At 65.1% G+C, this 25560-nt stretch carries 19 protein-coding genes; 14 read left to right on the top strand and 5 right to left on the bottom strand.

Annotated elements, in window-relative coordinates:
- The first annotated feature begins 12 nt into the window (after positions 1-12).
- The 7 genes from KFE19_09360 to lepA all read left to right on the top strand — a co-directional run bounded on the left by KFE19_09360 (position 13) and on the right by lepA (position 7452).
- Positions 13-723: a DivIVA domain-containing protein gene (locus tag KFE19_09360; protein ID QUO36642.1), complete on the top strand. Its 711-nt coding sequence runs from the start codon at positions 13-15 to the stop codon at positions 721-723.
- A gap of 59 nt (positions 724-782) precedes the next feature.
- Positions 783-1661 carry a haloacid dehalogenase-like hydrolase gene (locus tag KFE19_09355; GenBank protein QUO36641.1) on the top strand — a complete coding sequence of 293 codons (879 nt, stop codon included), beginning with the start codon at positions 783-785 and terminating at the stop codon, positions 1659-1661.
- Positions 1662-1683: 22 nt separating this feature from the next.
- Positions 1684-2007, top strand: coding sequence for a hypothetical protein (locus tag KFE19_09350; GenBank protein ID QUO36640.1), 324 nt, complete (start codon positions 1684-1686; stop codon positions 2005-2007).
- 176 nt (positions 2008-2183) lie between these two features.
- Positions 2184-2873, top strand: coding sequence for a helix-turn-helix transcriptional regulator (locus KFE19_09345; protein QUO36639.1), 690 nt, complete (start codon positions 2184-2186; stop codon positions 2871-2873).
- On the top strand, positions 2870-4291 hold the full coding sequence (locus KFE19_09340) for an MBOAT family protein (protein ID QUO36638.1): 1422 nt from the start codon (positions 2870-2872) through the stop codon (positions 4289-4291). Before KFE19_09345 ends, KFE19_09340 begins: the two co-directional genes overlap by 4 nt.
- 10 nt (positions 4292-4301) lie before the next feature.
- Complete coding sequence (locus KFE19_09335) at positions 4302-5396, top strand: hypothetical protein (GenBank protein ID QUO36637.1); 1095 nt, start codon at positions 4302-4304, stop codon at positions 5394-5396.
- Positions 5397-5646: 250 nt separating this feature from the next.
- Positions 5647-7452 (top strand): translation elongation factor 4, encoded by a 1806-nt coding sequence (lepA, locus tag KFE19_09330; GenBank protein ID QUO36636.1) that lies wholly within the window; start codon positions 5647-5649, stop codon positions 7450-7452.
- 79 nt (positions 7453-7531) lie between these two features.
- Here the strand turns inward: lepA and KFE19_09325 are convergent, their stop codons facing one another.
- Both KFE19_09325 and KFE19_09320 read right to left on the bottom strand, forming a co-directional pair.
- The gene (locus tag KFE19_09325) at positions 7532-7960 is read right to left on the bottom strand and encodes a GNAT family N-acetyltransferase (protein QUO36635.1); all 429 of its coding nucleotides are present in this window, start codon (positions 7958-7960) and stop codon (positions 7532-7534) included.
- On the bottom strand, positions 7957-10269 hold the full coding sequence (locus KFE19_09320) for a PAS domain-containing protein (protein ID QUO36634.1): 2313 nt from the start codon (positions 10267-10269) through the stop codon (positions 7957-7959). Before KFE19_09320 ends, KFE19_09325 begins: the two co-directional genes overlap by 4 nt.
- Before the next feature lie 235 nt (positions 10270-10504).
- Here KFE19_09320 and KFE19_09315 point away from each other — a divergent pair, with 235 nt between their 5' ends.
- From KFE19_09315 to KFE19_09300, 4 genes are all read left to right on the top strand, one after another.
- A complete protein-coding gene (locus KFE19_09315) occupies positions 10505-11569 on the top strand; it encodes a carbamoyl phosphate synthase small subunit (GenBank protein QUO36633.1) in 1065 nt (354 codons plus the stop codon).
- Positions 11569-15591 (top strand): carbamoyl-phosphate synthase large subunit, encoded by a 4023-nt coding sequence (gene carB, locus KFE19_09310; GenBank protein QUO36632.1) that lies wholly within the window; start codon positions 11569-11571, stop codon positions 15589-15591. The genes KFE19_09315 and carB overlap by 1 nt, the downstream gene beginning before the upstream one ends.
- A gap of 317 nt (positions 15592-15908) precedes the next feature.
- Positions 15909-16577, top strand: a complete 669-nt coding sequence (locus tag KFE19_09305; protein QUO36631.1) for a DUF1275 domain-containing protein — start codon at positions 15909-15911, stop codon at positions 16575-16577.
- A gap of 109 nt (positions 16578-16686) precedes the next feature.
- Positions 16687-17235 (top strand): FUSC family protein, encoded by a 549-nt coding sequence (locus KFE19_09300; protein ID QUO36630.1) that lies wholly within the window; start codon positions 16687-16689, stop codon positions 17233-17235.
- A gap of 233 nt (positions 17236-17468) precedes the next feature.
- Here KFE19_09300 and KFE19_09295 read toward each other — a convergent pair whose 3' ends face one another.
- Both KFE19_09295 and KFE19_09290 read right to left on the bottom strand, forming a co-directional pair.
- The gene (locus tag KFE19_09295) at positions 17469-18422 is read right to left on the bottom strand and encodes a 2-keto-3-deoxygluconate permease (protein ID QUO36629.1); all 954 of its coding nucleotides are present in this window, start codon (positions 18420-18422) and stop codon (positions 17469-17471) included.
- 47 nt (positions 18423-18469) lie between these two features.
- Positions 18470-19519: an alcohol dehydrogenase catalytic domain-containing protein gene (locus tag KFE19_09290; protein ID QUO36628.1), complete on the bottom strand. Its 1050-nt coding sequence runs from the start codon at positions 19517-19519 to the stop codon at positions 18470-18472.
- A 262-nt stretch (positions 19520-19781) separates the two neighbouring features.
- Here KFE19_09290 and KFE19_09285 point away from each other — a divergent pair, with 262 nt between their 5' ends.
- The gene (locus tag KFE19_09285) at positions 19782-20363 is read left to right on the top strand and encodes a Crp/Fnr family transcriptional regulator (protein ID QUO36627.1); all 582 of its coding nucleotides are present in this window, start codon (positions 19782-19784) and stop codon (positions 20361-20363) included.
- Between the two features lie 71 nt (positions 20364-20434).
- Here the strand turns inward: KFE19_09285 and ppdK are convergent, their stop codons facing one another.
- Entirely contained in the window at positions 20435-23065 is a 2631-nt protein-coding gene (gene ppdK, locus KFE19_09280; protein QUO36626.1) for a pyruvate, phosphate dikinase, read from the bottom strand.
- 331 nt (positions 23066-23396) lie between these two features.
- On the opposite strand from ppdK, the gene KFE19_09275 reads away from it, so the two are divergent.
- Positions 23397-24266 (top strand): DNA polymerase III subunit delta', encoded by an 870-nt coding sequence (locus KFE19_09275; GenBank protein QUO36625.1) that lies wholly within the window; start codon positions 23397-23399, stop codon positions 24264-24266.
- Positions 24263-25549, top strand: a complete 1287-nt coding sequence (locus KFE19_09270) for a hypothetical protein (protein QUO36624.1) — start codon at positions 24263-24265, stop codon at positions 25547-25549. The genes KFE19_09275 and KFE19_09270 overlap by 4 nt, the downstream gene beginning before the upstream one ends.
- The last annotated feature ends 11 nt before the right edge of the window (positions 25550-25560 follow it).

The raw sequence follows: 25560 nt of genomic DNA, 5'->3' as shown, positions 1-25560 counted from the left end.
GTAACGGGCGCTATGCTGACACCGCAGGAAGTTTCCACCCACGCCTTCACCAAGGCGGTCATGGGCGGCTACAATATGGCCATGGTGGACGAGTTTCTGGACGAGCTCACCGATGACTATACCAACCTTTATAAAGAGAACGCGGCATTGAAGGCCAAGCTGAAGGTGCTGGTGGAGAAGGTGGAGGATTACCGCGCCACCGAGGACTCCATGCGGGCCACGCTGCTCACCGCCCAGAAGATGGCGGACTCCATCGTCCACGAGGCGGAGCAGAAGCGGGACCAGATGCTCTCCCAGGCGGAGGCGGACGCCCAGGCCAAGATCGGCCGCCTGCGCCAGGAGACCGAGGAGGCCCAGGCGCGCCTGCGCCAGGGACAGCAGGAGCTGGCCCGGTTCATCGCCTCCGTCCGGGAGGTGTGCAGCCAGGAGCTGCGGTATCTGGAGCAACTGCCTCAGCTGCCGGTGGATGCCCCCGCTGCCGCTCCGGCGCCGGAGGAGAGTGCCGTCAGCGAGATCGAGGAGAAGGTGCTGGCCGCCTTTGCCGCGGAGAAGGAGACGCCGGCGGAGCCTGCTCCGGAGGAGTCCGCCGCCCCGGCCGACCCCTATCCGGAGGGTGATCCCTTTGCCACCGCCGCGCCGGACCCGGCGCCGGTGGACGAGCCCACCCGCCGCATCAATCTGGACGATCTGAAATTCGGCCGGAACTACACGGGCATCGATTGACGAAAAGGCGGCTCTCAGAGCCGCCTTTTTTATTCCATGGGAACAAGGGAGGAGCGGCTATGGCCCAGCAGCCCATCGTGGCCTTTTTATACGACTTCGACAAGACCCTCTGCACCACCGACATGCAGAACTATGCCTTCATCCCCTCCCTGGGCATGACCCCGGCGGAGTTCTGGAAGGAGGCCAATGAGTTCGGCCGCCGCAACCGGATGGACGGCATCCTGGCCTATATGTACACCATGCTGCGGGAGGCGGAGCGGCGCAAGATTCCTCTGACCCGGGCGGACCTGGTGGAAAAGGGCCGGGGCATCGTGCTCTTTCCCGGGGTGGAGGACTGGTTCGGCCGGATCAACGCCTTCGGCGCGGAGCAGGGGGTCCGGGTGGAGCACTATGTGATCTCCTCGGGATTGCGGGAGATCATCGAGGGCAGCTCCATCTCCGGCGCCTTCAAGGAGATCTACGCCAGCGAATTCTACTACGATGAACAGGGCGACCCGGTGTGGCCCAAGCTGGCGGTGAACTTCACCGCCAAGACCCAGTTTGTCTACCGGATCAACAAGGGCGTGCTGGACGTGTCCGACGACAAAACGCTCAACGACTCCATGCCCGACGACAGCAAGCGGGTGCCCTTCCACAATATGATCTATGTGGGCGACGGCCTTTCCGACGTGCCCTGCATGAAGATGATGCGGGCCTACGGCGGCCAGGCCATCGCCGTGTACCAGGAGAGCAACCGCCCCGGCGTGGAGGACCTGCTGGCCAAGGGCCGGGTGGACTTCATCTTCCCGGCGGACTACTCCGAGGGCACCGTGCTGGACACCACCGTCAAGGACATCATCCGCAAGATGGCGGTGACGGACCGGCTGTGGGAGGAGAACGCCCAGCAGCTGCGCAGCATCGGCGGGGACGTGCTGCCCAACCAGGTGGGACTGTTCTGAGAGCCGGAGGGGAGGCGGGACCGTGGGCCGGAAGCGGGACTATATCGATCTCCAGCGGCAGTGGCAGGAAAAGCAGTATACGCCCTGGGAGTACGGCGGCACACCGCCGCCGGGGATGCTCTATGGAAATGAGCGGCGGCTGGCCATCTACTACGGGACGGGAGGCACCGTGTGCCTGGTGTTCGCGGCCGCCGGATTCACCGGGACCGGCGAGTGGCCCATGCTCTTTTTCGCGGTGCCGGGTCTGGTGTTCTTCTGGGTCTGCGCCCGGTATGTCCGGAAGTTCCGATCCAGAAAGCGGAGCCGCCGCCTCTCCCATGAGCGCCGCCACCGCAAACGCAGATGAGCCGCAGGGCCGCTTTTCGCGGCCCTGTGGTTTTTCGCCGGCAGGACCGGGGATCCGGCAAGATTTTTCTTTACTTTCCGTATCGTTTTTGCTAAACTATACCCTGCGTATTTGAGGCGCCCCGCCGGGCGCCCTGTGTGAAAACGGAAAAGAACCCCCTAAAGGAGAGAGATACCATGGCTTCCACCACTGAATTTTCCCGCACGCTGTCGCTGCTGCGGCAGGAGCGGGGCGTGTCCCAGCGGACTGCCGCCGCGGATCTGGGCATCTCCCAGGCGCTGCTGAGCCACTATGAAAACGGCATCCGGGAACCGGGCCTTTCTTTCGTGGTCCGGGCCTGCGACTACTACCACGTCTCCGCCGACTTTATCCTGGGCCGCACGCTGTCCCGGGAGGGCAACATGCTGACCGAGCAGGAGGTGCTGGAGGCCGCCGAGCCCGGCAGCGTGCTCCAGGGCAGCGTCCTGGCCACCCTCCAGAGCAAGCTCCTCTCCGGCGCCACCGACGTGCTGTTCGGCCTGCTGGGCAAGCTGGGGGACAAGGCTGCCATCAACGCCGCCGCGGCGTATCTGAGCGCCGGCGTCTATCAGCTCTACCGGCACCTGTACCGCTCCGCCGGGGCCAACGAGGCGTACTTCTCCCTGGACCCCGCCGCCTGCACCCTGGGTGCCGCCGACGCCGACCGCAAGCTCTCTGAGCTGCGCTACACCCGTTCCCTCCGGGCCCTGAACGCCCGGAAGGCGGAGTTCCCGGACCTGGGCGCCCAGGCCCTCTCTGCCGCCTACCCCGGCCGGTGTCAGAGCCTCACCCAGGTCCTCAGTACCACCGACGCCCGCCTCAGCGGCCTGACGGAGAAAGAGGCATGAGCTTTCAGTCTCTGTCCTTTTTCGCCTTCCTGGCGGTGACGCTGGGGGTCTGCCTGACGCTGCGGAAAAAGAGCGCCCCCTCCGCCCTCATGGCCCTGGAATTGGCCTGCCTGGTGTTCTACCTGATCGGCGGCGGCTGGAAGGGCCTGATCGTCCTGGCCGCCAGCGTGGCGGTGACCCGGGCGGCGGCGCTGCGGCTGGGGCCGGAGGCCCCGAACCGCCGCCGGACGCTGGTTCTCGCCTGCGTGTGGCACGTGGGGGTGCTGCTGGTGTTCAAGTACACCGGCTTCCTCACCGGCGGGGCCTTCTCCGTTGGGTGGGTGCCTCTGGGACTGAGCTTTTTCACCTTCCAGCAGCTGTGGCTTTTGAAGGAGCTCTACACCGGCCAGACGGCCCTGGAACCCGACGTTCCCCTGGCCCTCTATGCTTTTTTCTTCCCCACCGTCACCTCCGGCCCCATCCTGCGGCCCGGGGCCTTCTTCCCCCAGCTCAAAAGCGAGCGCTTCCTGCGGCCCGACTGGTCCGATGCCGCCGCGGGGGTCTACGCCATCTGCTGCGGCACGATCAAGAAGGTGCTGCTGGCGGACGGCTTCGGCGCCGTGGTGGACAACGGCTGGGCCCGGCTGGGGGACCTCAGCGCCCCGTCGGCCTGGCTGGTGATCCTGGGCTATACCCTCCAGCTGTATTTCGACTTCTCCGGCTACTGCGACATCGCCTCCGGCGCCGCCCGGCTTCTGGGGCTGCGGCTGCCGCTGAACTTCAACTCCCCCTACCGGAGCTTGTCCGTGGGGGAGTTCTGGAAGCGCTGGCACATCACGCTGACCACCTTCCTCCGGGAGTGCGTCTACTTCCCCCTGGGCGGCAGCCGAAAAGGCGCCGGGCGCACCTATTGGAACATCCTGGTGATCTTCCTCATCAGCGGCTTCTGGCACGGGGCCGGCTGGACCTTCCTGGTCTGGGGCGCGCTCCACGGCCTGGGACAGGTGGCGGAGCGGGCCTGGGGAAGCGGCCGGGACCGGCTGCCCCGGGCGCTGCGGTGGGCGCTGACGTTTTTGTTCGTCAACCTGGCCTGGGTGTTCTTCCGGGCGCCGGACCTGGCTGCCGCCGGGGAGCTGCTGCGCGCCGCCGTCACCGGCGGACTGGCGGCGCCCCAGGACTGGCTGCTGGAGGGGCTGTTCTCCAAGGAGACCGGCGCCCTGCGGCTGCTGGTGCCGGCCCTGACGCCCTGGGAGGACGCGCTGCGGCTACTGGTGCTGTACGGCGCGGGCCTCGCCGCGGCCCTGTGGCCCCGGAACGTCCAGGAGCGGATGGACACCTTCCGCCCCACGGTCCGGCTGGGCCTGGGGCTGGGGCTCCTGACGCTGTGGTGCGTGCTGTCCTTCAGCGGCGTCACCACCTTCATCTATTCTAACTTCTGAGGAGGGGCCTATGAAACGAGCATACCGCCGCTGGGTCTGCGGCCTTCTGGCCGGGGTCCTGGCGATGCTGGCCCTGTGCGCCGCCGTGGTGTATGTGGTGGACCCCTGCCTCTATTACCGCATCCCGGACCGCTGGCAGCCGGTGTTTTTCAGCGAGCGCTACCAGATGGCGGGCCTGGCCCGGAACGTGGAGGCGGACACGGTGCTGGTGGGCACCTCCATGGCGGCCAACTACCGCGCCAGCCAGATCCAGGAGGTGTTCGGCACGCCCTCTGTGCGCCTCACCATCCCCGACGGCTATTACAGCGAGTTTGACCGGGTGATGGACGTCCTCTTCCGGGCCCAGACGCCGCAGCGGGTGATCTTCGGCCTGGACGTGAACACCCTGATCCGGGACGAGAGCGGCGTCACGGACGCCATGCCGGACTATCTCTACAACCGCAGCGCCCTGGACGACATTCAGTATCTGGTAAACAAGGACACGCTCTATTACAGCGTCTACACCCTCATGGCCAACCGCTGGGGCCAGGGGGAGACTGTGGACGAGGGCTTCACCTGGGATGACCGGGAGTGGTGGAACCACCTGACCGCCCTGGACAACTACACCCGTCCGGACCCCACCGGCGAGGTCCTGCCCGCCGACGCCTACCTGGACCACGTGGACGCCAATCTGGCGGTGGTGACAGGCTGGGTGGAGGCCCATCCAGACACGGAGTTCGACTTCTTCCTGCCGCCGTACAGCATCCTCTACTGGGACAAAATGGTGCGGCTGGGGGAGGTGGACGCGGTCCTCTCCGCCGTGGAGCGGGCCTGCCGGGTCCTGACGGCCTATGACAACGTGAAGCTTTACGGCTACCTGCTGGACCGGGAGATCGTGGAGAACCTGGACAACTACTGCGACTACATCCACCACTCGGGCGGCGTGTGCGTGGAGATCCTGCACAGGATCAAGGCGGACCAGGGACGCCTGACGGCGGAAAATATCGCCCCCACCCTGGCCGGCTGGCGGGAGTTTGTGGTACACTATGACTATGAGAAATTCTGGGACGAGGATTTCTGGATCGCCTGGAACGAGGCCCACGGCATCGACATGTCGGACGCCTGACCGGGCCCCCGCCGGAATACACGGCGCGCCGCCCCGCCTGTGGCGGGGGAGCATGGATGTGTCTACTCTGCCCACATCGACCACGGCAAGTCCGATTCCCACAAAATCCGGAGGATTTTGCGGGAGCCCTTTTGATGGAAAATCCTCGGGCGAAATGAATTCGCCCTGCGGCAAGGTTTTGGCTGCGCCAAAACACTTGGACGCGCGTCCGCGCGGAGCAGCGTGGACTTGCCCAAGGAGGTTTTACGAAATGATCAAGCAAAGCAACATCCGAAATTTCTCCATTATTGCCCATATCGACCACGGCAAGTCCACGCTGGCGGACCGGCTGCTGGAGAAGTGCCAGGCCGTCAGCCAGCGGGAGATGGAGAGCCAGTTGCTGGACAACATGGACCTGGAGCGGGAGCGGGGCATCACCATCAAGGCCCGGGCCGTCCGGCTCAACTACACCGCCCAGGACGGGGAGGTCTATCAGCTGAACCTGATCGACACCCCGGGCCACGTGGACTTCAACTACGAGGTCTCCCGGTCCCTGGCTGCATGTGAGGGCGCGGTGCTGGTGGTGGACTCCACCCAGGGCGTGGAGGCCCAGACCCTGGCCAACACGTACCTCGCCATGGAGCACGACCTGGAGATCCTGCCGGTGTTCAACAAGATCGACCTGCCCGCCGCGGATCCCGCCAAGGCCAAGCAGGAGGTGGAAGACATCATCGGCCTGCCGGCCATGGACGCGCCGGAGATCTCTGCCAAAATGGGCATCAACATCGACGCCGTGCTGGAGGACATCGTGAAAAATGTCCCGCCCCCCACCGGCGACGTGAACGCCTCCCTGAAGGCCCTGATCTTCGACAGCCAGTACGACAGCTACCGGGGCGTTATCGTCTACATGCGCATCATGGAGGGCAGCGTCCGCACGGGCCAGACCGTAAAGATGATGGCCTCCGGCGCCACCTATCAGGTCATCGAGTGCGGCCACCTGCTGCCCCTGGGCATGGAGCCCTGTGACGCCCTGGAGGCCGGCGAGGTGGGCTACTTCACCGCCTCCATCAAGAACGTGCAGGACACCCGGGTGGGCGACACCGTCACCGACGCCGCCAGCCCCGCGGCGGAGCCCCTGCCCGGCTACCGGCCCGTGCAGCCCATGGTCTACTGCGGCATCTACACCGAGGACGGGTCCAAGTACCCGGACCTGCGGGACGCCCTGGAGAAGCTCCAGCTCAACGACGCGTCATTGAGCTTTGAGCCGGAATCTTCCGTGGCGTTGGGCTTTGGCTTCCGGTGCGGCTTTTTGGGGATGCTCCACATGGAGGTCATTCAGGAGCGGCTGGAGCGGGAGTTCGACCTGGATCTGGTGACCACCCTTCCCTCCGTCATCTACCACGTCTACAAGACCGACGGCACCATGGTGGCCGTGGACAACCCCCACAACTACCCGGACCCCGCCGCCATCGAGCGGGCGGAGGAGCCTTACGTCAAGGTCAACATCATCGCCCCCAACGAGTTCGTGGGCAATATCATGCCCATGTGCCAGGACCGGCGGGGCGAGTTCAAGGACATGCAGTACCTGGACACCCACCTGGTGGAGCTCCACTACCAGATGCCCTTGAACGAGATCATCTACGACTTCTTCGACACCCTCAAGGCCAACACCAAGGGCTACGCCTCCCTGGACTACGAGCTCTCCGGCTACCGGCCCAGCGAGCTGGTGAAGGTGGATATGAAGCTCAACGGCGAGGGCGTGGACGCCCTGAGCTTCATCGCCCACAAGGACAAGGCCTATCCCCGGGCCCGGCGGCTGTGCGAAAAGCTCAAGGAGAACATCCCCAGACAGCTCTTTGAGATCCCCGTCCAGGCGGCCATCGGCGGCCGGGTCATCGCCCGGGAGACCGTCAAGGCCATGCGCAAGGACGTGCTGGCCAAGTGCTACGGCGGCGACATCACCCGAAAGAAGAAGCTGCTGGAAAAGCAGAAGGAGGGCAAGAAAAAGATGCGCTCTCTGGGATCGGTACAGATCCCGACGGAGGCGTTTTTGGCGGTGCTCAAGCTGGACGAGTAAGGACGTGGCTCCGGCGGCGCCGGGTCCCCGCTGAAGAACAAAAAATCCCCGCGGACAGAACCTCTGTCCGCGGGGAGTTTTATATGGGAGGCGCCCAGGTCAGCACCAGCTCCGCCTCGCCGGTGGCCGGGTCGATCTGCCTGTGCCGGAAAACGAAGCCCTGGCGGAGGTAGAAGCGGCGGGCGGCGGTGTTCTTTTCATAAACACACAGCCGCAGGGGCAGGCCCAGGCTCTGGACCGCGCGGATCAATTCCCCGCCGACTCCCCGGGAGCGGGCGCCGCGCCGGACGAACAGCCCGGCAATCTCGCCTTCCACGAGCCCTGCAAAGCCGGTCACGACATTGTCCTCTGCAAAGACCCATACCGACGCCAGGGGGATCTGCCGGGCGGCCAGGGGCAGATTGGACCGCCAGTAATCCGGTGAGATGAAGGAATGGGCGTCCAGATTGCCCTGGAGCCAGATGTCCAGCACCTGCGGCAGGTCCCCGGGCTGAAAGGGGCGGATCACAGGAATCCCTCCGCAGGGGCCAGGGGTGTCCGCTGGCCCGTCAGCAGCAGCACGCCGCCGGGCTGGTCCAGCCACGACCAGCGCAGCAGCAGGGGAGGGCCCTCCAGCAGGGGGGCGGAAAATTCATACACCGGGGCGTGAGCCAGCTGCTCCGTCACGGTCTCCATCCGCAGCGCCGCCCGCAGGGCGGTGCGCTGCCGGGAGGAGGGGACCTCTGTCTGGAGATACCGGGCCAGCAGAGGCCGGAAGGACGTGCCGGGGGGAATGGTATCCTGAAAGCGGCCGTAGGCCCGGCAGAGGCCGGAGGCGGCATCCACCGTCAGAAGGATCTCATAGTCCCGCCGGGCCAGGACCTCCAGAACGGCGTCCCGGCGGTGCCGGTCCGTTTCGTCGGTCACGGTGCAGAAGGCGGCGGTGTGGCCGGAGTCCGGCTCCTCCGTCAGCTCCACAGTGGTCCTGGCCCAGGAGACGGTGCTCTCGGAAGAGCGGAGAGGGTGCGCCAGTTCCTGCCGGTCGACCCCCTGGCGGAAGGCCTCCAGCAGCGGCTCCCGGCGAAACAGCACGTCGAACCGGCCTAGGGCGGCTTCCTCGGGCACGTTGTCCCGCAGATGGCGCAGGCAGGCGTCGGCGGTGTTGCCGAAGAGGGCCTGGGTCAGATGGCGGCTGGCGGCCTTGACGTCCAGGATGCGGTCGGCGGTCAGGTCTAGCCGCATGGTGGCCAGGACCCCGGGGGCCAGCTTTTTCTGCCGGGCCGTCAGACGGCGGTAGCGGAGCGCCGCGGCCTTGGAGCGGTCCACATTCTCCACCTTGCCCAGCAGGCGGCTGACGCTGCCGGCGTGGTCCAGCAGGCAGCTCCAGGAGATCCGGTGCCACCGCCAGCCACAGCCGTCGTAATCGCCCCGGTATTCCAGGGTCTCCGGCGCGGAGCGGGACAGGGCCCGGCGCATGGCGGCGGCCAGCTTTTTCCGGTCATCGGGGTGGATGGAGGCGGCGTCGGGCAGTCCGGCCAAATACCCGGATACCGTTCTGGAGACTTTGGCGCCGGCAGCGGTGTACCGCTCGATCCGGGCCAGGTCCTGGGCCGGGTCGTAGTCCATGATCAGCACCCGGGACCGGTCCAGCAGCAATTCGCACAGCTGGGAGCGGAACTGCTGCTGAGCGGCGGTCTCCGTGGCCTCCGTGGCATCGGTGCAGAAGGCGCAGATCAGATGGCTGCCGTCGGACTGGGGCCGCCACAGGGCCTCCACCGACAGCCAGCGGTTCCCGCCGCTCTTGGGGCGGACCTGGACCAGCCGCCGCAGCGGCGTTCCCTGGCTCCGGGCCAGGGCGGCCTGCTCCAGTAGGGCGTCCTTTCCGGCGGCGCTGATTCGCCAGAGAGGGTCGACTGTCAGGCGGCGCAGCAGCTCTGACTCCGAATAGCCCAGAAGGTCCTGGAGCCCCCGGTTGGCCTGGAGAGCCTCCAGCCGCCCGTCCTGGTCCCGCCGCAGCAGGCAGCAGCCGCCGGGCAGGTGGTCCAGCAGCTCCTCCATCAGCGACCGGTCCGTCTCCGCCTGGCGCAGGCGGGCCTCCATCCGCAGCCGCTGACGGCGCTGGGCGTCGATGTCCGAGAGCACCGTGTAAAAAGCGGGCACGCCGGAGGGGGTGGCCAGGGGCTCTGCCCGCAGATTGACCCACAGGGGTTCCGCGTCCCGCCGCAGCAGGCGGACGTCCCGGTCCGCCGGGCGTTTCTCCCGGGCGGCGTCCAGCAGGGATTGCAGCAGCTCCGGCCAGTCCTCCGGCTCCACCAGGGAGGCAAGGTCCTCGGCGTGGCGGTCCAGCAGGGTCTTGCGGTCCAGGCCGGTCCACTGGCACAGCCGCTGGTTGAAGGACAGGCACCGCACGCCGGTCCTGGTCAGCTCCACCACCGCCGCCGCCAGGGGCATGTGCTCGCCCAGCAGCTGACCGGTTTGCAAAGAGGGACCCGGCGTGTCCAGGATGCAGCTGACCAGGCCGTACATGGGCTGGAAGCAGGTGACCCGCAGGGTCTGGCCCAGCAGGGTGGTGTAGGAGAAGGTGGCGCAGGAGCCGGAGAAGGCCACGGTCCCCAGGGCGGCCAGGCCGCTGAGCCGCTGGGCGGGAAAGGTCCGGGTGAACCGTCTGCCCCGCAGCTCCTCCACCGGCAGGTTCAGCGCCGAGGCCGCCGCCTCGTTGGAAAAGCGGCACACCACGTCCACCATCTCTCCGGCGCCGTTGGTGATGACCTCTGCCAGCAGAAAGGGGATGCGGCTGTCGGCAAAGGGCTTTGTGAACTTGTCCAGCAGCTTGGCCACGGCGATCCCTCCTTGTTCGTGCCTCCATTATAGGGGAAGAAGCGCCGCCTTGCAATGGGGGAACGGGTGGGACTGAAAGGGCTTTGTATAAAAATGCACAAAAAGTAATACCTATTTTGCCGGTAAAGTCTACTTCCGGCTGGGGCGGAAACGATTGACTGTTGCGGCAAAATCTCGCATAATAACTAAGAATACAAGAAAATTGACGGACTGCGGTCCGGGGCGGGAGGACGCTATGAAAACAGGCTATCTGGTGCTGCAGGACGGCCAGGTGTTTGAGGGCTACCGGTTCGGTGCCCCCGGGGACACCGTGGGCGAGCTGGTGTTCACCACCGGCATGTGCGGCTACATCGAGACACTGACGGACCCCAGCTACGCGGGGCAGATCGTTTTGCAGACTTATCCCCTGATGGGCAACTACGGCATCATCCGGGAGGACTTTGAGGGCGCGTGCTGCGTCAAGGGCTACGTGGTACGGGAGTGGTGCGAGGCGCCGTCCAACTTCCGGTGCGACTGCGATCTGGACACGTACCTGAAGGAGCAGGGGGTCCCGGGCCTCTGGGGCGTGGACACCCGGCAGCTGACGAGGATCATCCGGGAGCACGGCGTCATGAACGCCGCGATCTGCGACGAGGTCCCGGCGGACCTCACGCCGGTCAAGACCTACGCCGTCACCGGCGTGGTGGAGGCCGTCACCTGCGGCGCGGCGGCAGAGCTGCCGGCGGAGGGGGAGGCGAAATTCCGCGTCAGCCTCATCGACTACGGCGCCAAGCGCAACATCGCCCGGGAGCTCCAGAGGCGGGGCTGCGCCGTGACGGTGGTGCCCGCCACCGCCTCGGCGGAGGAGATCCTGGCGGCCGGGCCCGACGGGGTGATGCTCTCCAACGGCCCCGGGGACCCGGCGGAGAACACCTATCAGATCGACCAGATCAAAAAGCTCCTGGGCAAGGTCCCGGTGTTCGGTATCTGCCTTGGGCACCAGCTGACGGCCCTGGCCCTGGGCGGGACCACCTACAAGCTCAAATACGGCCACCGGGGGGTCAACCAGCCGGTCCGGGATCTGGCGGGGACGCGGACCTACATCACCAGCCAGAACCACGGCTACGCCGTGGACTCCGACAGCGTGAAGGTGGGCAGGGTCCGCTTCGCCAACGCCAACGACGGCACCTGCGAGGGCATCGACTACCCGGAGCTGAACGCCTTTACGGTCCAGTTCCACCCGGAGGCCTGCACGGGCCCCAAGGATACCAGCTTTCTCTTTGACCGGTTTGTGGAGATGATGAAGGGAGGTGACCGGTAATGCCCCTGGATAAGCGCATCAAAAAGGTCCTGGTGATCGGCTCCGGTCCCATCGTCATCGGCCAGGCGGCGGAGTTCGACTACGCCGGCGCCCAGGCCTGCCGCATCCTCAAGGACGCCGGGGTGGAGGTGGTCCTGTGCAACTCCAACCCCGCCACCATCATGACCGACCAGGCCATGGCGGACGAGATCTATTTGGAGCCTCTGACGGTGGAGACCGTCAAGCGCATCATCAAGAAGGAGAAGCCCGACTCCATCCTGGCGGGCCTGGGCGGCCAGACGGGACTGACGCTGGCCATGCAGCTGGACAAGGAGGGCTTTCTGGAGGCCCAGGGCGTCAGGCTCCTGGGCACCGACGCCGCCGCCATCTCCCGGGCGGAGGACCGGGAGCTCTTTAAGGAGGCCATGGCGGAGATCAACCAGCCGGTCATCGCCTCGGACATCGCCGAGACCGTGGAGGGCGCATTGGAAGTGGCGGAGCGCATCGGCTATCCCGTCATCGTGCGGCCCGCCTTCACCCTGGGCGGCGCCGGCGGCGGCGCGGCCAACAACGCCGACGAGCTGCGCATCATCGCCGGCACCGGCCTGGACGCCTCCCCCATCACCCAGGTGCTGGTGGAGAAGGCCATCTTCGGCTGGAAGGAGATCGAGTTTGAGACCATGCGGGACGGCGTGGGCAACGTGATCGCCGTGTGCTCCATGGAGAACCTGGACCCGGTGGGCGTCCACACCGGCGACTCCATCGTGGTGGCTCCCACCCAGACCCTGGCGGACAAGGAGTTCCAGATGCTGCGCAAGGCCTCCCTGGACATCATCACCCACCTGGGGATCGTGGGCGGGTGCAACGTGCAGCTGGCATTGAACCCCGACAGCTTCGAGTACGCCGTCATCGAGGTCAACCCCCGGGTCAGCCGGTCCTCGGCCCTGGCCTCCAAGGCCACCGGCTACCCCATCGCCAAGATCACCACCAAGATCGCCCTGGGCTACACCCTGGACGAGATCAAAAACGACATCACCGGCAAGACCTGCGCCTGCTTCGAGCCCACCCTGGACTATATCGTGGTGAAGATGCCCAAGTGGCCCTTCGACAAGTTTGCCGACGCCAGCCGCACCCTGGGCACCCAGATGAAGGCCACCGGCGAGGTCATGGCCATCGCCCCCGGCTTCGAGATGGCGTTGATGAAGGCCGTCCGGGGCGCCGAGATCGGCATGGACACCCTAAACCGCAAGGCCGACGATGGCGCTCCCATCCGGGAGCGTCTGGAGCGGGTGGACGACCACCGGCTCTTCACCGTGTTCGAGGCCCTCAAGTCCGGCGTCAGTGTGGAGGAGATCCACGCCATCACGAAGATCGACCCCTGGTTCCTCTCCAAGATCAAGCATCTGGCGGACTTTGAGGCGACCCTCTCCGGGGATCTGACGGAGGTGCAGTACGAGACCGGCAAGCGCCTGGGCTACACCGACGAGGCCCTTGCCCGCCTCTCCGGCGGGAAGCTCCCCGCCCACCGGGACGCCGTTTACAAGATGGTGGACACCTGCGGTGCCGAGTTCGACGCCGAGACCCCCTACTTCTATTCCTCCTACGACCGCTTCTGCGAGTCCCGGACCTTCCCACGGTCCGGTCGGCCGGTCATCATGGTGCTGGGCTCCGGTCCCATTCGCATCGGCCAGGGCATCGAGTTCGACTACTCCTCCGTCCACTGCGTGTGGACGCTGAAGGAGCTGGGCTACGACGTGGTCATCGTCAACAACAACCCCGAGACCGTCTCCACCGACTACGATACCGCCGACCGGCTGTACTTCGAGCCCCTCTGCCCGGAGGACGTCATGCACATCATCGCCGTGGAGCAGCCCATCGGCGTGGTGGTGGCCTTCGGCGGCCAGACGGCCATCAAGCTGACAAAGTATCTGGACAGCCACGGCGTGCGCATCATGGGCACCTCCGCCGAGTCCATCGACATGGCGGAGGACCGGGAGCGGTTCGACGCCCTGCTGGAGCGCTTTTCCATCAAGCGGCCCCAGGGCCGGGGCGTCCTGGGCATGGACGAGGCTCTGGCGGCGGCCCATGAGCTGGGCTACCCCGTGCTGCTGCGGCCCTCTTACGTCATCGGCGGCCAGAACATGGTCATCGCCCACAACGACGAGGACGTGCGCACCTACATGGAGGTCATTCTCTCCGGGAAGATCGAAAACCCCGTGCTGGTGGACCAGTACCTGATGGGCAAGGAGCTGGAGGTGGACGTGATCTCCGACGGCACCGACGTGCTGATCCCCGGCGTCATGCAGCACATCGAGCGCACCGGCGTCCACTCCGGCGACTCCATCGCCGTGTACCCGCCCTTCTCCATCGGCGACAAGATGCTGAAGGTCATCATCGACTGCTCCGAGAAGCTGGCCCTCTCCCTGGGCACCCGGGGCCTCATCAACATCCAGTACCTGATCTACCAGGGCGAGCTGTACGTCATCGAGGTCAACCCCCGGGCCAGCCGCACCGTGCCCTATATCTCCAAGGTCACCGGCGTGCCCATGGTGGACCTGGCCACCCGGGTCATGGTGGGCCAGAGCCTCAGGTCCCTGGGCTACGGCACCGGCCTCTACCGCCAGCCGCCGTATGTGGCGGTCAAGGTGCCCGTGTTCTCCTTTGAGAAGATCACCGACGCCAACGCCTCCCTCTCCCCGGAGATGAAGTCCACCGGCGAGGTGCTGGGCCTGGGCAAGAACATGCAGGAGGCATTGTTCAAGGGCCTGGTCTCCGCCGGCTACAAGGTGGAGAAGGAGACCCGGGGCGGCGTGCTGATCTCCGTCAACCGCCGGGACCAGCCGGAGATCGTGGGCATCGCCCGGAAGCTGGACGAGATGGGCTACAAGCTCTATGCCACCGAGCGCACCGCCTTTGAGATCTCCCGCCTGGGCACCGACGTGGAGGTGGTGGGCAAGCTGGGCCAGGACAACCGGGTGTTCCAGCTGCTGGAGGACGGGAAGATCGACTATGTGATCCTCACCGGTTCCACGGAGCCCAGCTACATCCGGGACTTCATCCGCCTGAACCACCGCTGCGTCCAGCTGGGCATCCCGTGCCTGACCAGCCTGGACACGGCGGGCGCCCTGACGGACATCCTCCAGAGCCGCTACAACCAGACCAACACGGAGCTCATCGACATCTGCCACCTGCGGACGGAGCGGCGGAAGCTGCGCTTCGCCAAGATGCAGACCTGCGGCAACGACTACATCTTCCTGGAGAACTTCGACGGGGACATCACCTGCCCCGAGTCCCTCTGCGTCACCTTCTGCGACCGGCACTACGGCATCGGCGCCGACGGCATCATCCTCATGGAGCACTCCCGGAAGGCCGACGCCCGGATGCGGATGTTCAACGCCGACGGCTCCGTGGGTGCCATGGCCGGCAACGCCCTGCGCTGCATGGCCAAGTACCTCTATGACTTCGGGTTCGTCCGCAAGGAGGCCATGACCATCGAGACCGACACCGGCGTCAAGTCCGTGGAGGTCTACACCGCCGACGGCAAGGTCACCTCCGCCTGCGTGGACATGGGCTACGCCACATTGGACACCACGGCGCTGCACCTGAACCTGCCGGAGAAGAAGATCGTGGACTATCCCGTCTCCATCGGCGGGGAGAAGTACTCCATTACCTGCGTGGACATGGGCAACCCCCACTGCGTGGTGTTCTGCCCCCGGGTGGACGGCGTGGACGTGGAGCACGTGGGCCCGCAGTTCGAGCACGCCCCCTATTTCCCCGACCGGATCAACACGGAGTTCATCCGGGTGGTGAACCCCAGCACCATCAAGATGCGGGTCTGGGAGCGGGGCAGCGGCGAGACCCTGGCCTGCGGCACCGGCGCCTGCGCGGCGGTGGTGGCGGCCACGGCCAACAACCTCTGCGCCAAGGACAGCGACGTCACCGTCCGTGTCCGGGGCGGCGACCTGATCGTCCACTACACCGATGAGCATGTGACCCTCACCGGCGACGCCAAGCTGGTCTACACCGGTGAGGCCGAATACTGACAGGACCGACCGGAGGCCGGCGCCCCGCAAGGGGCGCCGGCCCGTGTGCGGAAAAGAGAAGATCTGTGTTTGACAACGGGAAGGAAGATAGCTGCGAAAGACTGCGCCCGCAGGCGCGTTTCGAAGCGCAACCGCCGCTGAAAGCGACGGCTCTTGGCGCGAAGATAACCCAGGAGGGGTGTCTTTCGCTTTCAATCCGAAGTTTTCGGGCCTTTCAAAAGGTCCGAAAACTTGCCCAGCCCATCAGATTTAACTGATGGGCTGGGCCGGCGCCCCGCAAGGGGCGCCGGCCCGTGTGCGGAAGAAGGAGGTTCCCTATGGAAAAAACCATGCGTCAGCCCTCGGACACCTTTGCCGTGGCGGCGCTGCTGGCGCTGGCCGGCGGCTTTCTGGACGCTTACACCTACCTCTGCCGCGGCGGCGTGTTCGCCAATGCCCAGACCGGCAACATGGTGCTGCTGGCTCTGCGGGCGGCGGAGGGCCGCTGGCAGGAGGCGGCGGCCTACCTTGCCCCCATTCTGGCCTTCGCCCTGGGTGTGCTGGTGACAGAGGGCGTGCGTACCCGCTACCGGGGCCAGGGCAGGTTTCACTGGCGTCACTGGGTGCTGGGCGTGGAGATCCTGGCCCTGGGCGCCGCGGCCCTGATTCCTGTGGGCCCCTGGAACGGCGTGGTGAACGTGACCGTGTCCTTTGTCTGCGCGCTGCAGGTGGAGGCCTTCCGAAAGGTCCGGGGCTATCCCTTTGCATCCACCATGTGCACCGGCAACCTGCGCAGCGGCACCGAGGCGCTGTACCACGGTGCTGTGAACCACGACCCGGCTCTGCTGCGGCGGAGCGGATGCTACTTCGGGGTCATCCTCTGTTTTTTGCTGGGGGCGGCCCTGGGCTGTCGGATGGCGCCGCTCTTTCCGCAGCAGGCGGTGCTGGCGGCGGCGCTGTTCCAGCTGGCGGCCTTTGCGCTGATGTGCGCGGTGGATGCGGCGTAAACCGGAAATTTATACAAAAAAAGAATAAATTTGCGGAATCCCCTTGAAATATGCAGAGAACATGCTACAATAGAGGCGCTGTGTTCCAATATTTTCCGGGAGGGATCCCATGCTGTTCAAACGCCCGTACCATTTCCCCAGCGTGGGGCTGCGAAACATCAAAACAGCTCTGGCAGCCACGCTGTGCGCCCTGGTATATTACTTTCTGGACCGCAGTCCGGCCTTCGCCTGCATTGGTGCCATCTTCGGCATGGGCAGTGACTACGGCACCAGCAAGCTCCACGGCGGCAACCGCTTTTTCGGCACCCTGGTGGGCGGCTTCATCGGCATGGGCCTCTTTGCCATTTACGCCGCGATCTTTCCCAATGGCGGCAGCCGCTGGTTTTTGATTCCTCTGACCTTTGTGGGCGTGGTCATTTTGATTTTGGCCTGTCAGATGATCTGGGTAGGCGGCGTCCAGCCGGGCGGCGTGGTGCTTTGCATCATCCTGTTCAACACCCCCATCGACAGCTATGTCTCCTACGCGCTCAACCGTATTCTGGATACCGGCGTGGGCGTGGTGGCGGCACTGTTCGTCAACGGAATGCTGCCCGGCGGATTCACCTTCGGGTTTATGCACCGCTTTTATCTGCGCATGGGCATCCGGGATGATGTCTGACCGCTCAAGCAAAAAAATGACAAGGGACCGCCTCTTTTTAAGAGGCGGTCCCTTTTGCTTTGGGGATGGCCGCGGCGCATTTTGCCGGCGTGCCTGCGCATCCGGAGCGGAGATCCGGGGGCTTCTTGGGGAGTGCCCCGGCGAAAAGCGGCTCTCCGGCCGCCCGATAAAGGGGGCGGACGCGCAGCGAAGGTCCCGCTGCGCGTCCGCTGAAGGGAAAGGGATTGCGTGCATCAGCCTTTTTTGGCCAGGGCCCGCTTGGCATTCTGCTTGGCGACCCAGGCGGCCAGGAAGGGGGTCAGCAGGCAGGTGACGATGGAGGCCGCCGCGATCTGGGCCGCCGCCACGCCTGCAATGCCGGACAGGGCCGGGTCCACCTCCGCCAGAGCGGCGGGCGTGGCGATGGCGTTGGCTGCCACACTGGAGATGGCCGCGCCGGCAATGCCGCTGCCGCCGGTGAGCCGGTCGGCCGCGATGCAGATGAACCCGGCGGGGATCAGGGCCAGGAAGCCCAGCAGGATGCCGGACAGACCGCCCTCCACCACCTGGCGCAGGCTCAGAGTGCAGCCCACGGCAAAGGCCAGCACCAGGATGACGGTCTCCATGCCGTTGGTCAGGCAGGCGCGCATCTTGGGATCCAGATTGCCCAGGATGATACCCAGCACCAGGGGGGCCAGGGCGGCAACCAGGCTCATGTAGGGAATGGAGGCCGCGCCGGCGGCGCCCATGACGATCATGGTCAGGAAGGGGCCGTCGTTGAAGGAGATGATGGCGGTGGCGCCCTGGTCGCTGGCGGTGCCGTACTGGCCGGTGAGGGTGGCGTACATGGCGCCGTTGGAGTTGGAGACGGCGGCCACGATGGCCAGCATGCTCAGGCCCAGCAGACTGTCATTGAAGAGCTTGGCTGCCAGCAGGCCGATCAGCACGCCGGCCAGCAGCTTGGCGATCAGCAGGGTGAAGCCGGTTTTGAGGGCCTGGGGCGCGCACTTGACATTCAGCTGGGCGCCCAGGCAGATGAACAGCGCGCCCATGAGGCTGGAGGTGCCGGTGGCCAGTCCTGTGGTGAAGCTGCCGATCTGCAGCACTGCCGGGCAGAAGGTATTCAGCAGGCAGCCGATCAGCAGGGGGATGATAATGATGCCGCCGGGGAATTTATCCAGAAAGTTTTTGATGGGGACCGTTCGCATGGAAATGCCTCCTTTTTCTCTTGGTCATCTTCCGCCTGTGCAGATGCTCAGGGGTACAGGATCATCTTGCCGGGGACGCCGCTTTGGATCTGATCGATGGCGGTCTGGAACTCCTTCATGGGGAAGCGGCCGCCGATGACCCGGTCCATCTTGTAGTAGGGGCTCTTCATGACCTTGGCGAAGTCCTCCCAGGTCTCCCAGATCTTCCGTCCGGAGACGCCGGTCAGCTCGATCTCCCGGTAGATCAGGTCGTCGGCCATGTCCACCAGGGTCACCGGCTTGGTGGGCAGGCCCACGCAGACCATGCGTCCGGCGGCCCGGAGGCATTTGAGGTCGGTGTTGATGGCGGCGGCCGCGCCGGTGATGTCGATGGCCGCATCCGCGCCGGCGCCGCCGGTGAGCTTCTTGACCTCGGCCACCAGATCGCACTTGCCGCTGTTGAATACCTCGTCGGCGCCCATCTCCCTGGCGATCTCCAGCTTTTCGTCGATCAGGTCGCAGGCGATGACCTTGGTGGCACCGAAGGTCTTGCAGCCGCTGATGGCGGTCAGACCGATGGGGCCGCATCCGCTGACCAGGACCACCTTGCCCTCCACCTGAGCCGCTTCCACACCGTGGATGCCGGCGCCCATGGGCTCGAACATGCAGGCGGCCTCATAGGAGATGCTGTCGTCCAGCAGGAAGGTGCAGTCGGCGCGGATCTTGGCGTATTCAGCATAGGCGCCGTTCTGGGTGCAGCCAAACAGCTCCACGTTCTTGCAGATGTGGGGCATGTCATGCTGGCAGAAATAGCAGGTTCCGCAGGGGATGTGGGACTCGCAGGAGACACGGTCGCCCACCTTGCGGTCCTTGACGGCGCTGCCCACGGCCACGATGTCGCCGGCGGTCTCATGGCCCAGGGTCACCGGAGCCTTGATGCGCTTCTGGGACCAGTCGTCCCACTCCATGATATGGAGATCCGTGCCGCAGATGGCAGTGCAGTGGATCTTGATGAGGACCTCGTCGTCGCCGATCTGGGGGACCGGCAGGTCCGTGCGATAGACCAGCCCTCCCGGGCCGTTCAGCGCCTTGACAATACCGCACATGGTCTCTTTCATGTGGGTTTCCCCCTTTCCCGATATTTAAAATACGAAAATCGCGGAGCGTGCCGCCCGCTTTCTTTTCATGGTAGAGGAAAGAAATCCGGCAGATTGTAACAAATGATACAATTTCCACTTGCTTTCCAGCCAAAAATCTGGTAAGGTTTTTGGCAATAATGCGAGGATCGCTGGCAGGAAGGGATGAATTTTTGTGCAGAAAAGACGCCTGATTACGTCCCGGGTAAGGGACCTTTTCGTACAACACGGTGTCAAGCGAAGTATGGGGCCCAGAGAGCTGCTGGTGGAAAAGGGAAACCGGGCGGACCGGGTGTTTTTTCTGACCAAAGGAAAGGTCCGCACCTTCTGCCTCAGTCCCTCGGGGGATGAGATCTCCCTGTTTTACCTGGGACCGGACAGCCTGATCGGAAATGAGGCGCTGATGATGAGCCCTCATGTCATGGTCAGCGTGGCGACGATTTCCCGGTCTGAGGTCTATATTCTGCCTCCGGAACGGTTTCTCCGGCTGTGGAAGGAACAGGATCTGCCCTTGCAGGATCTGATCGCCCATTACGTACAGCGGATCGCCCTGCTGTCCGATTATATCTGCTGCTCCCATTTTCAGGATGCCGACAAGCGGGTGGCCTATTTTCTCTACGCCTGCTGCGACAGCACCGGTCCCGTGATCGGGTATACCCACGAGCAGATTGCAGCCATCACCGGCGTCAGCCGGGTCTCCGTCAGCAGAATCCTGGGAAAGCTCCGAAAGGAGGGGATCATCTCCCAGAATTACCGGCGGATCGAGGTGCTGGATCCGCAGGGGCTGACCGGTGTATTTTCTTCCCTGGGATACTTTCTGGACTGAGTCCGGGACAAATAGGAACAGGAGCCTGCCCCGAATGGCAGGCTCCTGTTTGATTGCGGATAGAACCGGGATTACTGGGCGTCCTTGATGGCAGCCTGCGCGGCGGCGAGGCGGGCGATGGGCACCCGGAAGGGAGAGCAGGACACGTAGTCCAGGCCGGTGCGGTGGCAGAACTCCACGCTGGAGGGGTCGCCGCCGTGCTCGCCGCAGATACCCAGGTGCAGATCCGGGTTGGTCTTGCGGCCCAGCTTGCAGGCCATGTCCACCAGACGGCCCACGCCGGTCTGATCCAGCTTGGCGAAGGGATCGTTCTCGTAGATCTTGCGGTCGTAGTAGGCGTCCAGGAACTTGCCGGCGTCGTCGCGGCTGAAGCCGAAGGTCATCTGGGTCAGGTCGTTGGTGCCGAAGGAGAAGAAGTCGGCCTGCTTGGCGATTTCGTCGGCGGTCAGGGCGGCGCGGGGGATCTCGATCATGGTACCCACCAGGTACTTCATGTCGGAGCCGGCCTCCTTGATGAGCTTGTCGGCGGTCTCCACCACCACGCTCTTGACGTACTTGAGCTCCTTGACCTCGCCCACCAGGGGGATCATGATCTCGGGGACCATGTTCCAGTCAGGATGCTTGGCCTGGACGTTCAGTGCGGCCTTGATGACGGCGCGGGTCTGCATAGCGGCGATCTCGGGATAGGTGACGGCCAGACGGCAGCCGCGGTGACCCATCATGGGGTTGAACTCGTGGAGGCCGGCGATGATGGCCTTGATCTCGGTCACGGTCTTGCCCATGTCGGCGGCCAGCTTCTCGATGTCGGCCTCCTCGGTGGGAACGAACTCGTGCAGGGGGGGATCCAGGAAGCGGATGGTGACGGGCAGGCCCTCCATGGCCTCGTAGATGCCCTCGAAGTCGCCCTGCTGCATGGGCTCCAGCTTGGCCAGGGCCTTCTCGCGCTGCTCCACGGTGTCGGAGCAGATCATCTCACGGATGGCGGGGATGCGGTCCTCGTCGAAGAACATATGCTCGGTGCGGCACAGGCCGATGCCCTCGGCGCCGAAGGTGCGGGCCTGAGCGGCGTCGTGGGGAGTGTCGGCGTTGGTGCGGACCTTCAGGCGGCGATACTTGTCGGCCCAGCCCATGACCCGGCCGAACTCGCCGCCGATGGAGGCGTCCACGGTGGGGATGGCGCCGTCGTAGATCTTGCCGGTGGAGCCGTCCAGGCTCAGCCAGTCGCCCTCGTGGAAGACCTTGCCGCCCAGCTCGAAGCACTTGTTCTCCTCGTCCATCTTGATGGCGCCGCAGCCGGACACGCAGCAGGTGCCCATACCGCGGGCCACCACGGCGGCGTGAGAGGTCATGCCGCCGCGGACGGTCAGGATGCCCTGAGCGGCCTTCATGCCCTCGATGTCCTCGGGAGAGGTCTCCAGGCGGACCAGGACCACCTTCTCGCCCCGCTCGGCCCAGGCCTTGGCGTCGTCAGCGGTAAAGACGATCTTGCCGCAGGCGGCTCCGGGAGAGGCGGCCAGGGCGCTGCCGATGACGGGGGTCTTCTTCAGGACCTCGGCGTCGAACTGGGGGTGCAGCAGGGTGTCCAGGGACCGGGGATCGATCATGGCCACGGCCTGCTTCTCAGAGATCTGACCCTCGTCCACCAGATCGCAGGCGATCTTCAGAGCGGCGGCGGGGGTGCGCTTGCCGTTGCGGGTCTGCAGCATGTAGAGCTTGCCGTTCTCCACGGTGAACTCCATGTCCTGCATGTCGTGATAGTGGTTCTCCAGCAGCTGGCAGACGTTCTGGAACTGGGCAAAGGCCTCGGGGAACTTCTCGGCCATCTGGCTGATGGGCATGGGGGTCCGGACGCCGGCCACCACGTCCTCGCCCTGGGCGTTGGTCAAAAACTCGCCGAAGAGCTTCTTCTCGCCGGTGGCGGGGTTGCGGGTGAAGGCCACGCCGGTGCCGCAGTCGTCGCCCATGTTGCCGAAGGCCATGGACTGGACGTTGACGGCGGTGCCCCAGGAGTAGGGAATGTCGTTGTCGCGGCGATAGACGTTGGCGCGGGGGTTATCCCAGGAGCGGAACACGGCCTGAACGGCGCCCATCAGCTGCTCCTTGGGATCGGTGGGGAAGTCGGTGCCGATCTTGGACTTGTACTCGGCCTTGAACTGGCCGGCCAGCTCCTTCAGATCCTCGGCGGTCAGCTCCACGTCCTGGGTGACGCCGCGGGCTTCCTTCATCTGGTCAATGAGCTGCTCAAAGTACTTCTTGCCCACTTCCATGACCACGTCGGAGTACATCTGGATGAAGCGGCGATAGCAGTCCCAGGCCCAGCGGGGGTTGCCGGACTTCTTGGCCATGACCTCCACCACGTCCTCGTTGAGGCCCAGGTTCAGGATGGTGTCCATCATGCCGGGCATGGAGGCACGGGCGCCGGAGCGGACGGAGACCAGCAGGGGGTTCTCCAGATCGCCGAACTTCTTGCCGGTGATGCCCTCCATCTTGGTGATGTACTCCATGATCTCAGCCTGGATCTCGGGGCTGATCTTGCGGCCGTCCTCGTAGTACTGCGTGCAGGCCTCGGTGGTGATGGTGAAGCCCTGGGGCACGGGCAGGCCGATGTTGGTCATCTCAGCCAGGTTGGCGCCCTTGCCGCCCAGCAGCTCGCGCATGTTGGCATTGCCTTCGCTGAACAGGTACACGTACTTTTTGCTCATAATCCCTTGTTACCTCCGTTTTGTCTCTGCCTCCAGGGCAGTGCACTGATCGCCCGTCTTTACGTAAACGATTAATTGATTGAACTCTTATATTATAGAAGAATGATAAAAAAAATACAATACATAAATAAGCTAAGAAAAATCGTTTAAACTGGCAGGAATACACAAAATTTTGTGAAAATCAGCCAAAAGAGGAAGCGGGTGCCGCAGCCGGGGCGGGCAGAGTGCCGGGGCCTTCGAATCGCCTTTTCTTTTGGGAAAAACCGTGTTAAAATGAAAAAAACGATGCAGACGCCCCGGAAAATGGCGGGGCGGGAGGAGGCGCCGTTCCATGAATCCCTTTGATCTGTCCCCGTTAGACCCCGCCGTCCTCCGCATCCGGGAGGCCGCCCGCCGGGGAACGCTGTCCCACGCCCTGCTGTTCACCGGCTCCGGCGCGCGCTCCGCGGCCCGCTGCGCCGCGGCGGCCATGGAGTGCCAGGGCGCGGCGGACAAGCCCTGCGGGGTCTGCCCCGCCTGCCGGAAGGTCCTGGCGGACATCCATCCGGACGTGACCACGGTCCGGGATCCGGAGCACAAGAATATCGCCGTGGAGGTGATCCGGTCCATCCGCGCCGACGCCTATATCCGCCCCAACGAGGGGCAGCGGAAGGTATATCTCTTCCCGGACTGCGCCCTTTTGACCGAGGCGGACCAGAACATTCTGCTCAAGGTGGTGGAGGAGGGGCCGCCCTATGCGGCCTTCCTCTTTTGTGCCGACAGCGCCGGGCAGGTGCTCCAGACCCTGCGCTCCCGGTGTGTGGAGCTGATGACCCGTCCGGCGGAGACGGCGGAAACAGCTCCAGCTGCCGGTGCGGAGGAAGGGGCGGCGCTGCTGCTGGAGGCCCTGCTGGAGCGCCGGCGGGGCGCCGCGGCCGAGGCAGCGGTGGAGCTGGAGCGGCGCAAGCTCAGCCGGGAGGATCTGGCGGCGGTGCTGGAGCGGTGCCGGGCGGTGCTCTCGTCGGCCCTGCTGCTGCTCTACGGCGGCCAGATCCCGGAAGAGGACCGCAAAACGGCCCTTTCGGCGGCGAAAACCTTGACAAAAGCCCAGATCATGGGCACAATAGAACTGTTGCAGAAGTATCGCGGAGACTGCGCGTACAACGTGGGCGCCGGACATGTGCTGGGCGCCCTGGCAGTGGAATTGGAGGGTATCCTTTGACAGAAGTGATCAGCGTCCGCTTTCGGGGCGGATGCAAGAATTATTATTTTGACCCCAGAGGGCTCCAGGTGCGGATGGGGGACCAGGTGATCGTGGAGACCGCCGCGGGCATGGAGTTCGCCACCTGCACCGAGGGCAACCACGAGGTGGAGGACGCCGCCATCGTCAAGCCCCTGAGCCCGGTGGTACGGATGGCCACGGACAACGACCGCCGCACCGTGGAGCACAACAAGAAGAAGGAGCGGGAGGCCTTTGACATCTGCGAGAAGAAGATCGCGGACCACGGCCTGGAGATGAAGCTGGTCAACGTCTCCGCCAGCTTTGACGGCAATAAGATCGTCTTTTACTTCACCGCCGACGGGCGGGTGGACTTCCGGGAGCTGGTCCGGGACCTGGCCGGCGTGTTCCGGGCCCGGATCGAGCTGCGGCAGATCGGCGTCCGGGACGAGGCCAAGATGATTGGGGGCTTGGGTATCTGCGGGCGGCCCTTCTGCTGCTCTCAGTTCCTGGACGGGTTTCTGCCCGTGTCCATCAAGATGGCCAAGACCCAGAACCTCAGCCTGAACCCCGCCAAGATCTCCGGCACCTGCGGGCGGCTGATGTGCTGCCTGAAATACGAGCAGAACGCCTATGAGGACGCCGTCAAGCGGATGCCTAAGGTGGAGTCCTTCGTTCAGACCCCCGACGGTCCCGGCAACGTCAAGAGCGTGGACCTGCTGCGGGAGACCATGAAGGTGGCCCTGGACAGCGCGGGCCCCAACGAGCCGCTCAAGTGCTATCACAACTGCGAGGTCTGTGTCCTGCGCAACGGCAAGGGCAGCCGGGACGGCATCGCCATTCCGGAGCGGCCTGCCCGGTATGTGGAGGAGAAGGAGGAAGAGGTATTCGACACTCCGATCCTGGCCACGCCCTTCTATATGGACACCAAGCTGGAGGACGCGCCCGTCCGTGAGAAGATGGGCCGGGAGAGCAGCGACGGCAAGCCTCGCCGCAAGCACCGGGGCGGCCGCCGCAGCCGGAATAAATCCGGCGCGGAGACCGCCGCCCAGCAGCCGGCACCCAAGGCCGAGGCCAAGCCCCAGGAGGAGAAGAAGGGCGGCCAGAAGCCCCGTCCCCCCAAGGCGCCCAAAGCCCAGCAGCCCGCCCCCCAGCCCAAGGGCGGAGAGGCCCGCGCCGCCGAGGGCGGCGAGAGCGGAGAGGCCAAGCGCCGCCGTCCCCGTCACCGGGGCGGCCGCCGCCGGAACAAGGGCGGCGGAGAGGGTGCGGCCCCCAAGAGCGAATGAACACGACGCCC

Origin of the sequence: Dysosmobacter sp. Marseille-Q4140 (assembly GCA_018228705.1) — a bacterium.
Classification (GTDB): Bacteria; Bacillota; Clostridia; order Oscillospirales; family Oscillospiraceae; genus Oscillibacter.
Note: the sequence above shows the minus strand (reverse complement) of the source record. Positions and strands in the feature narration are given on the sequence as shown.

Coding starts and splice junctions, on each gene's coding strand:
- KFE19_09360 (QUO36642.1), top strand. CDS start 13: ATGCTGACACCGCAGGAAGTTTCCACCCACGCCTTCACCAAGGCGGTC.
- KFE19_09355 (QUO36641.1), top strand. CDS start 783: ATGGCCCAGCAGCCCATCGTGGCCTTTTTATACGACTTCGACAAGACC.
- KFE19_09345 (QUO36639.1), top strand. CDS start 2,184: ATGGCTTCCACCACTGAATTTTCCCGCACGCTGTCGCTGCTGCGGCAG.
- KFE19_09340 (QUO36638.1), top strand. CDS start 2,870: ATGAGCTTTCAGTCTCTGTCCTTTTTCGCCTTCCTGGCGGTGACGCTG.
- KFE19_09335 (QUO36637.1), top strand. CDS start 4,302: ATGAAACGAGCATACCGCCGCTGGGTCTGCGGCCTTCTGGCCGGGGTC.
- lepA (QUO36636.1), top strand. CDS start 5,647: ATGATCAAGCAAAGCAACATCCGAAATTTCTCCATTATTGCCCATATC.
- KFE19_09315 (QUO36633.1), top strand. CDS start 10,505: ATGAAAACAGGCTATCTGGTGCTGCAGGACGGCCAGGTGTTTGAGGGC.
- carB (QUO36632.1), top strand. CDS start 11,569: ATGCCCCTGGATAAGCGCATCAAAAAGGTCCTGGTGATCGGCTCCGGT.
- KFE19_09305 (QUO36631.1), top strand. CDS start 15,909: ATGGAAAAAACCATGCGTCAGCCCTCGGACACCTTTGCCGTGGCGGCG.
- KFE19_09300 (QUO36630.1), top strand. CDS start 16,687: ATGCTGTTCAAACGCCCGTACCATTTCCCCAGCGTGGGGCTGCGAAAC.
- KFE19_09295 (QUO36629.1), bottom strand. CDS start 18,422: ATGCGAACGGTCCCCATCAAAAACTTTCTGGATAAATTCCCCGGCGGC.
- KFE19_09290 (QUO36628.1), bottom strand. CDS start 19,519: ATGAAAGAGACCATGTGCGGTATTGTCAAGGCGCTGAACGGCCCGGGA.
- KFE19_09285 (QUO36627.1), top strand. CDS start 19,782: ATGGGGCCCAGAGAGCTGCTGGTGGAAAAGGGAAACCGGGCGGACCGG.
- ppdK (QUO36626.1), bottom strand. CDS start 23,065: ATGAGCAAAAAGTACGTGTACCTGTTCAGCGAAGGCAATGCCAACATG.
- KFE19_09275 (QUO36625.1), top strand. CDS start 23,397: ATGAATCCCTTTGATCTGTCCCCGTTAGACCCCGCCGTCCTCCGCATC.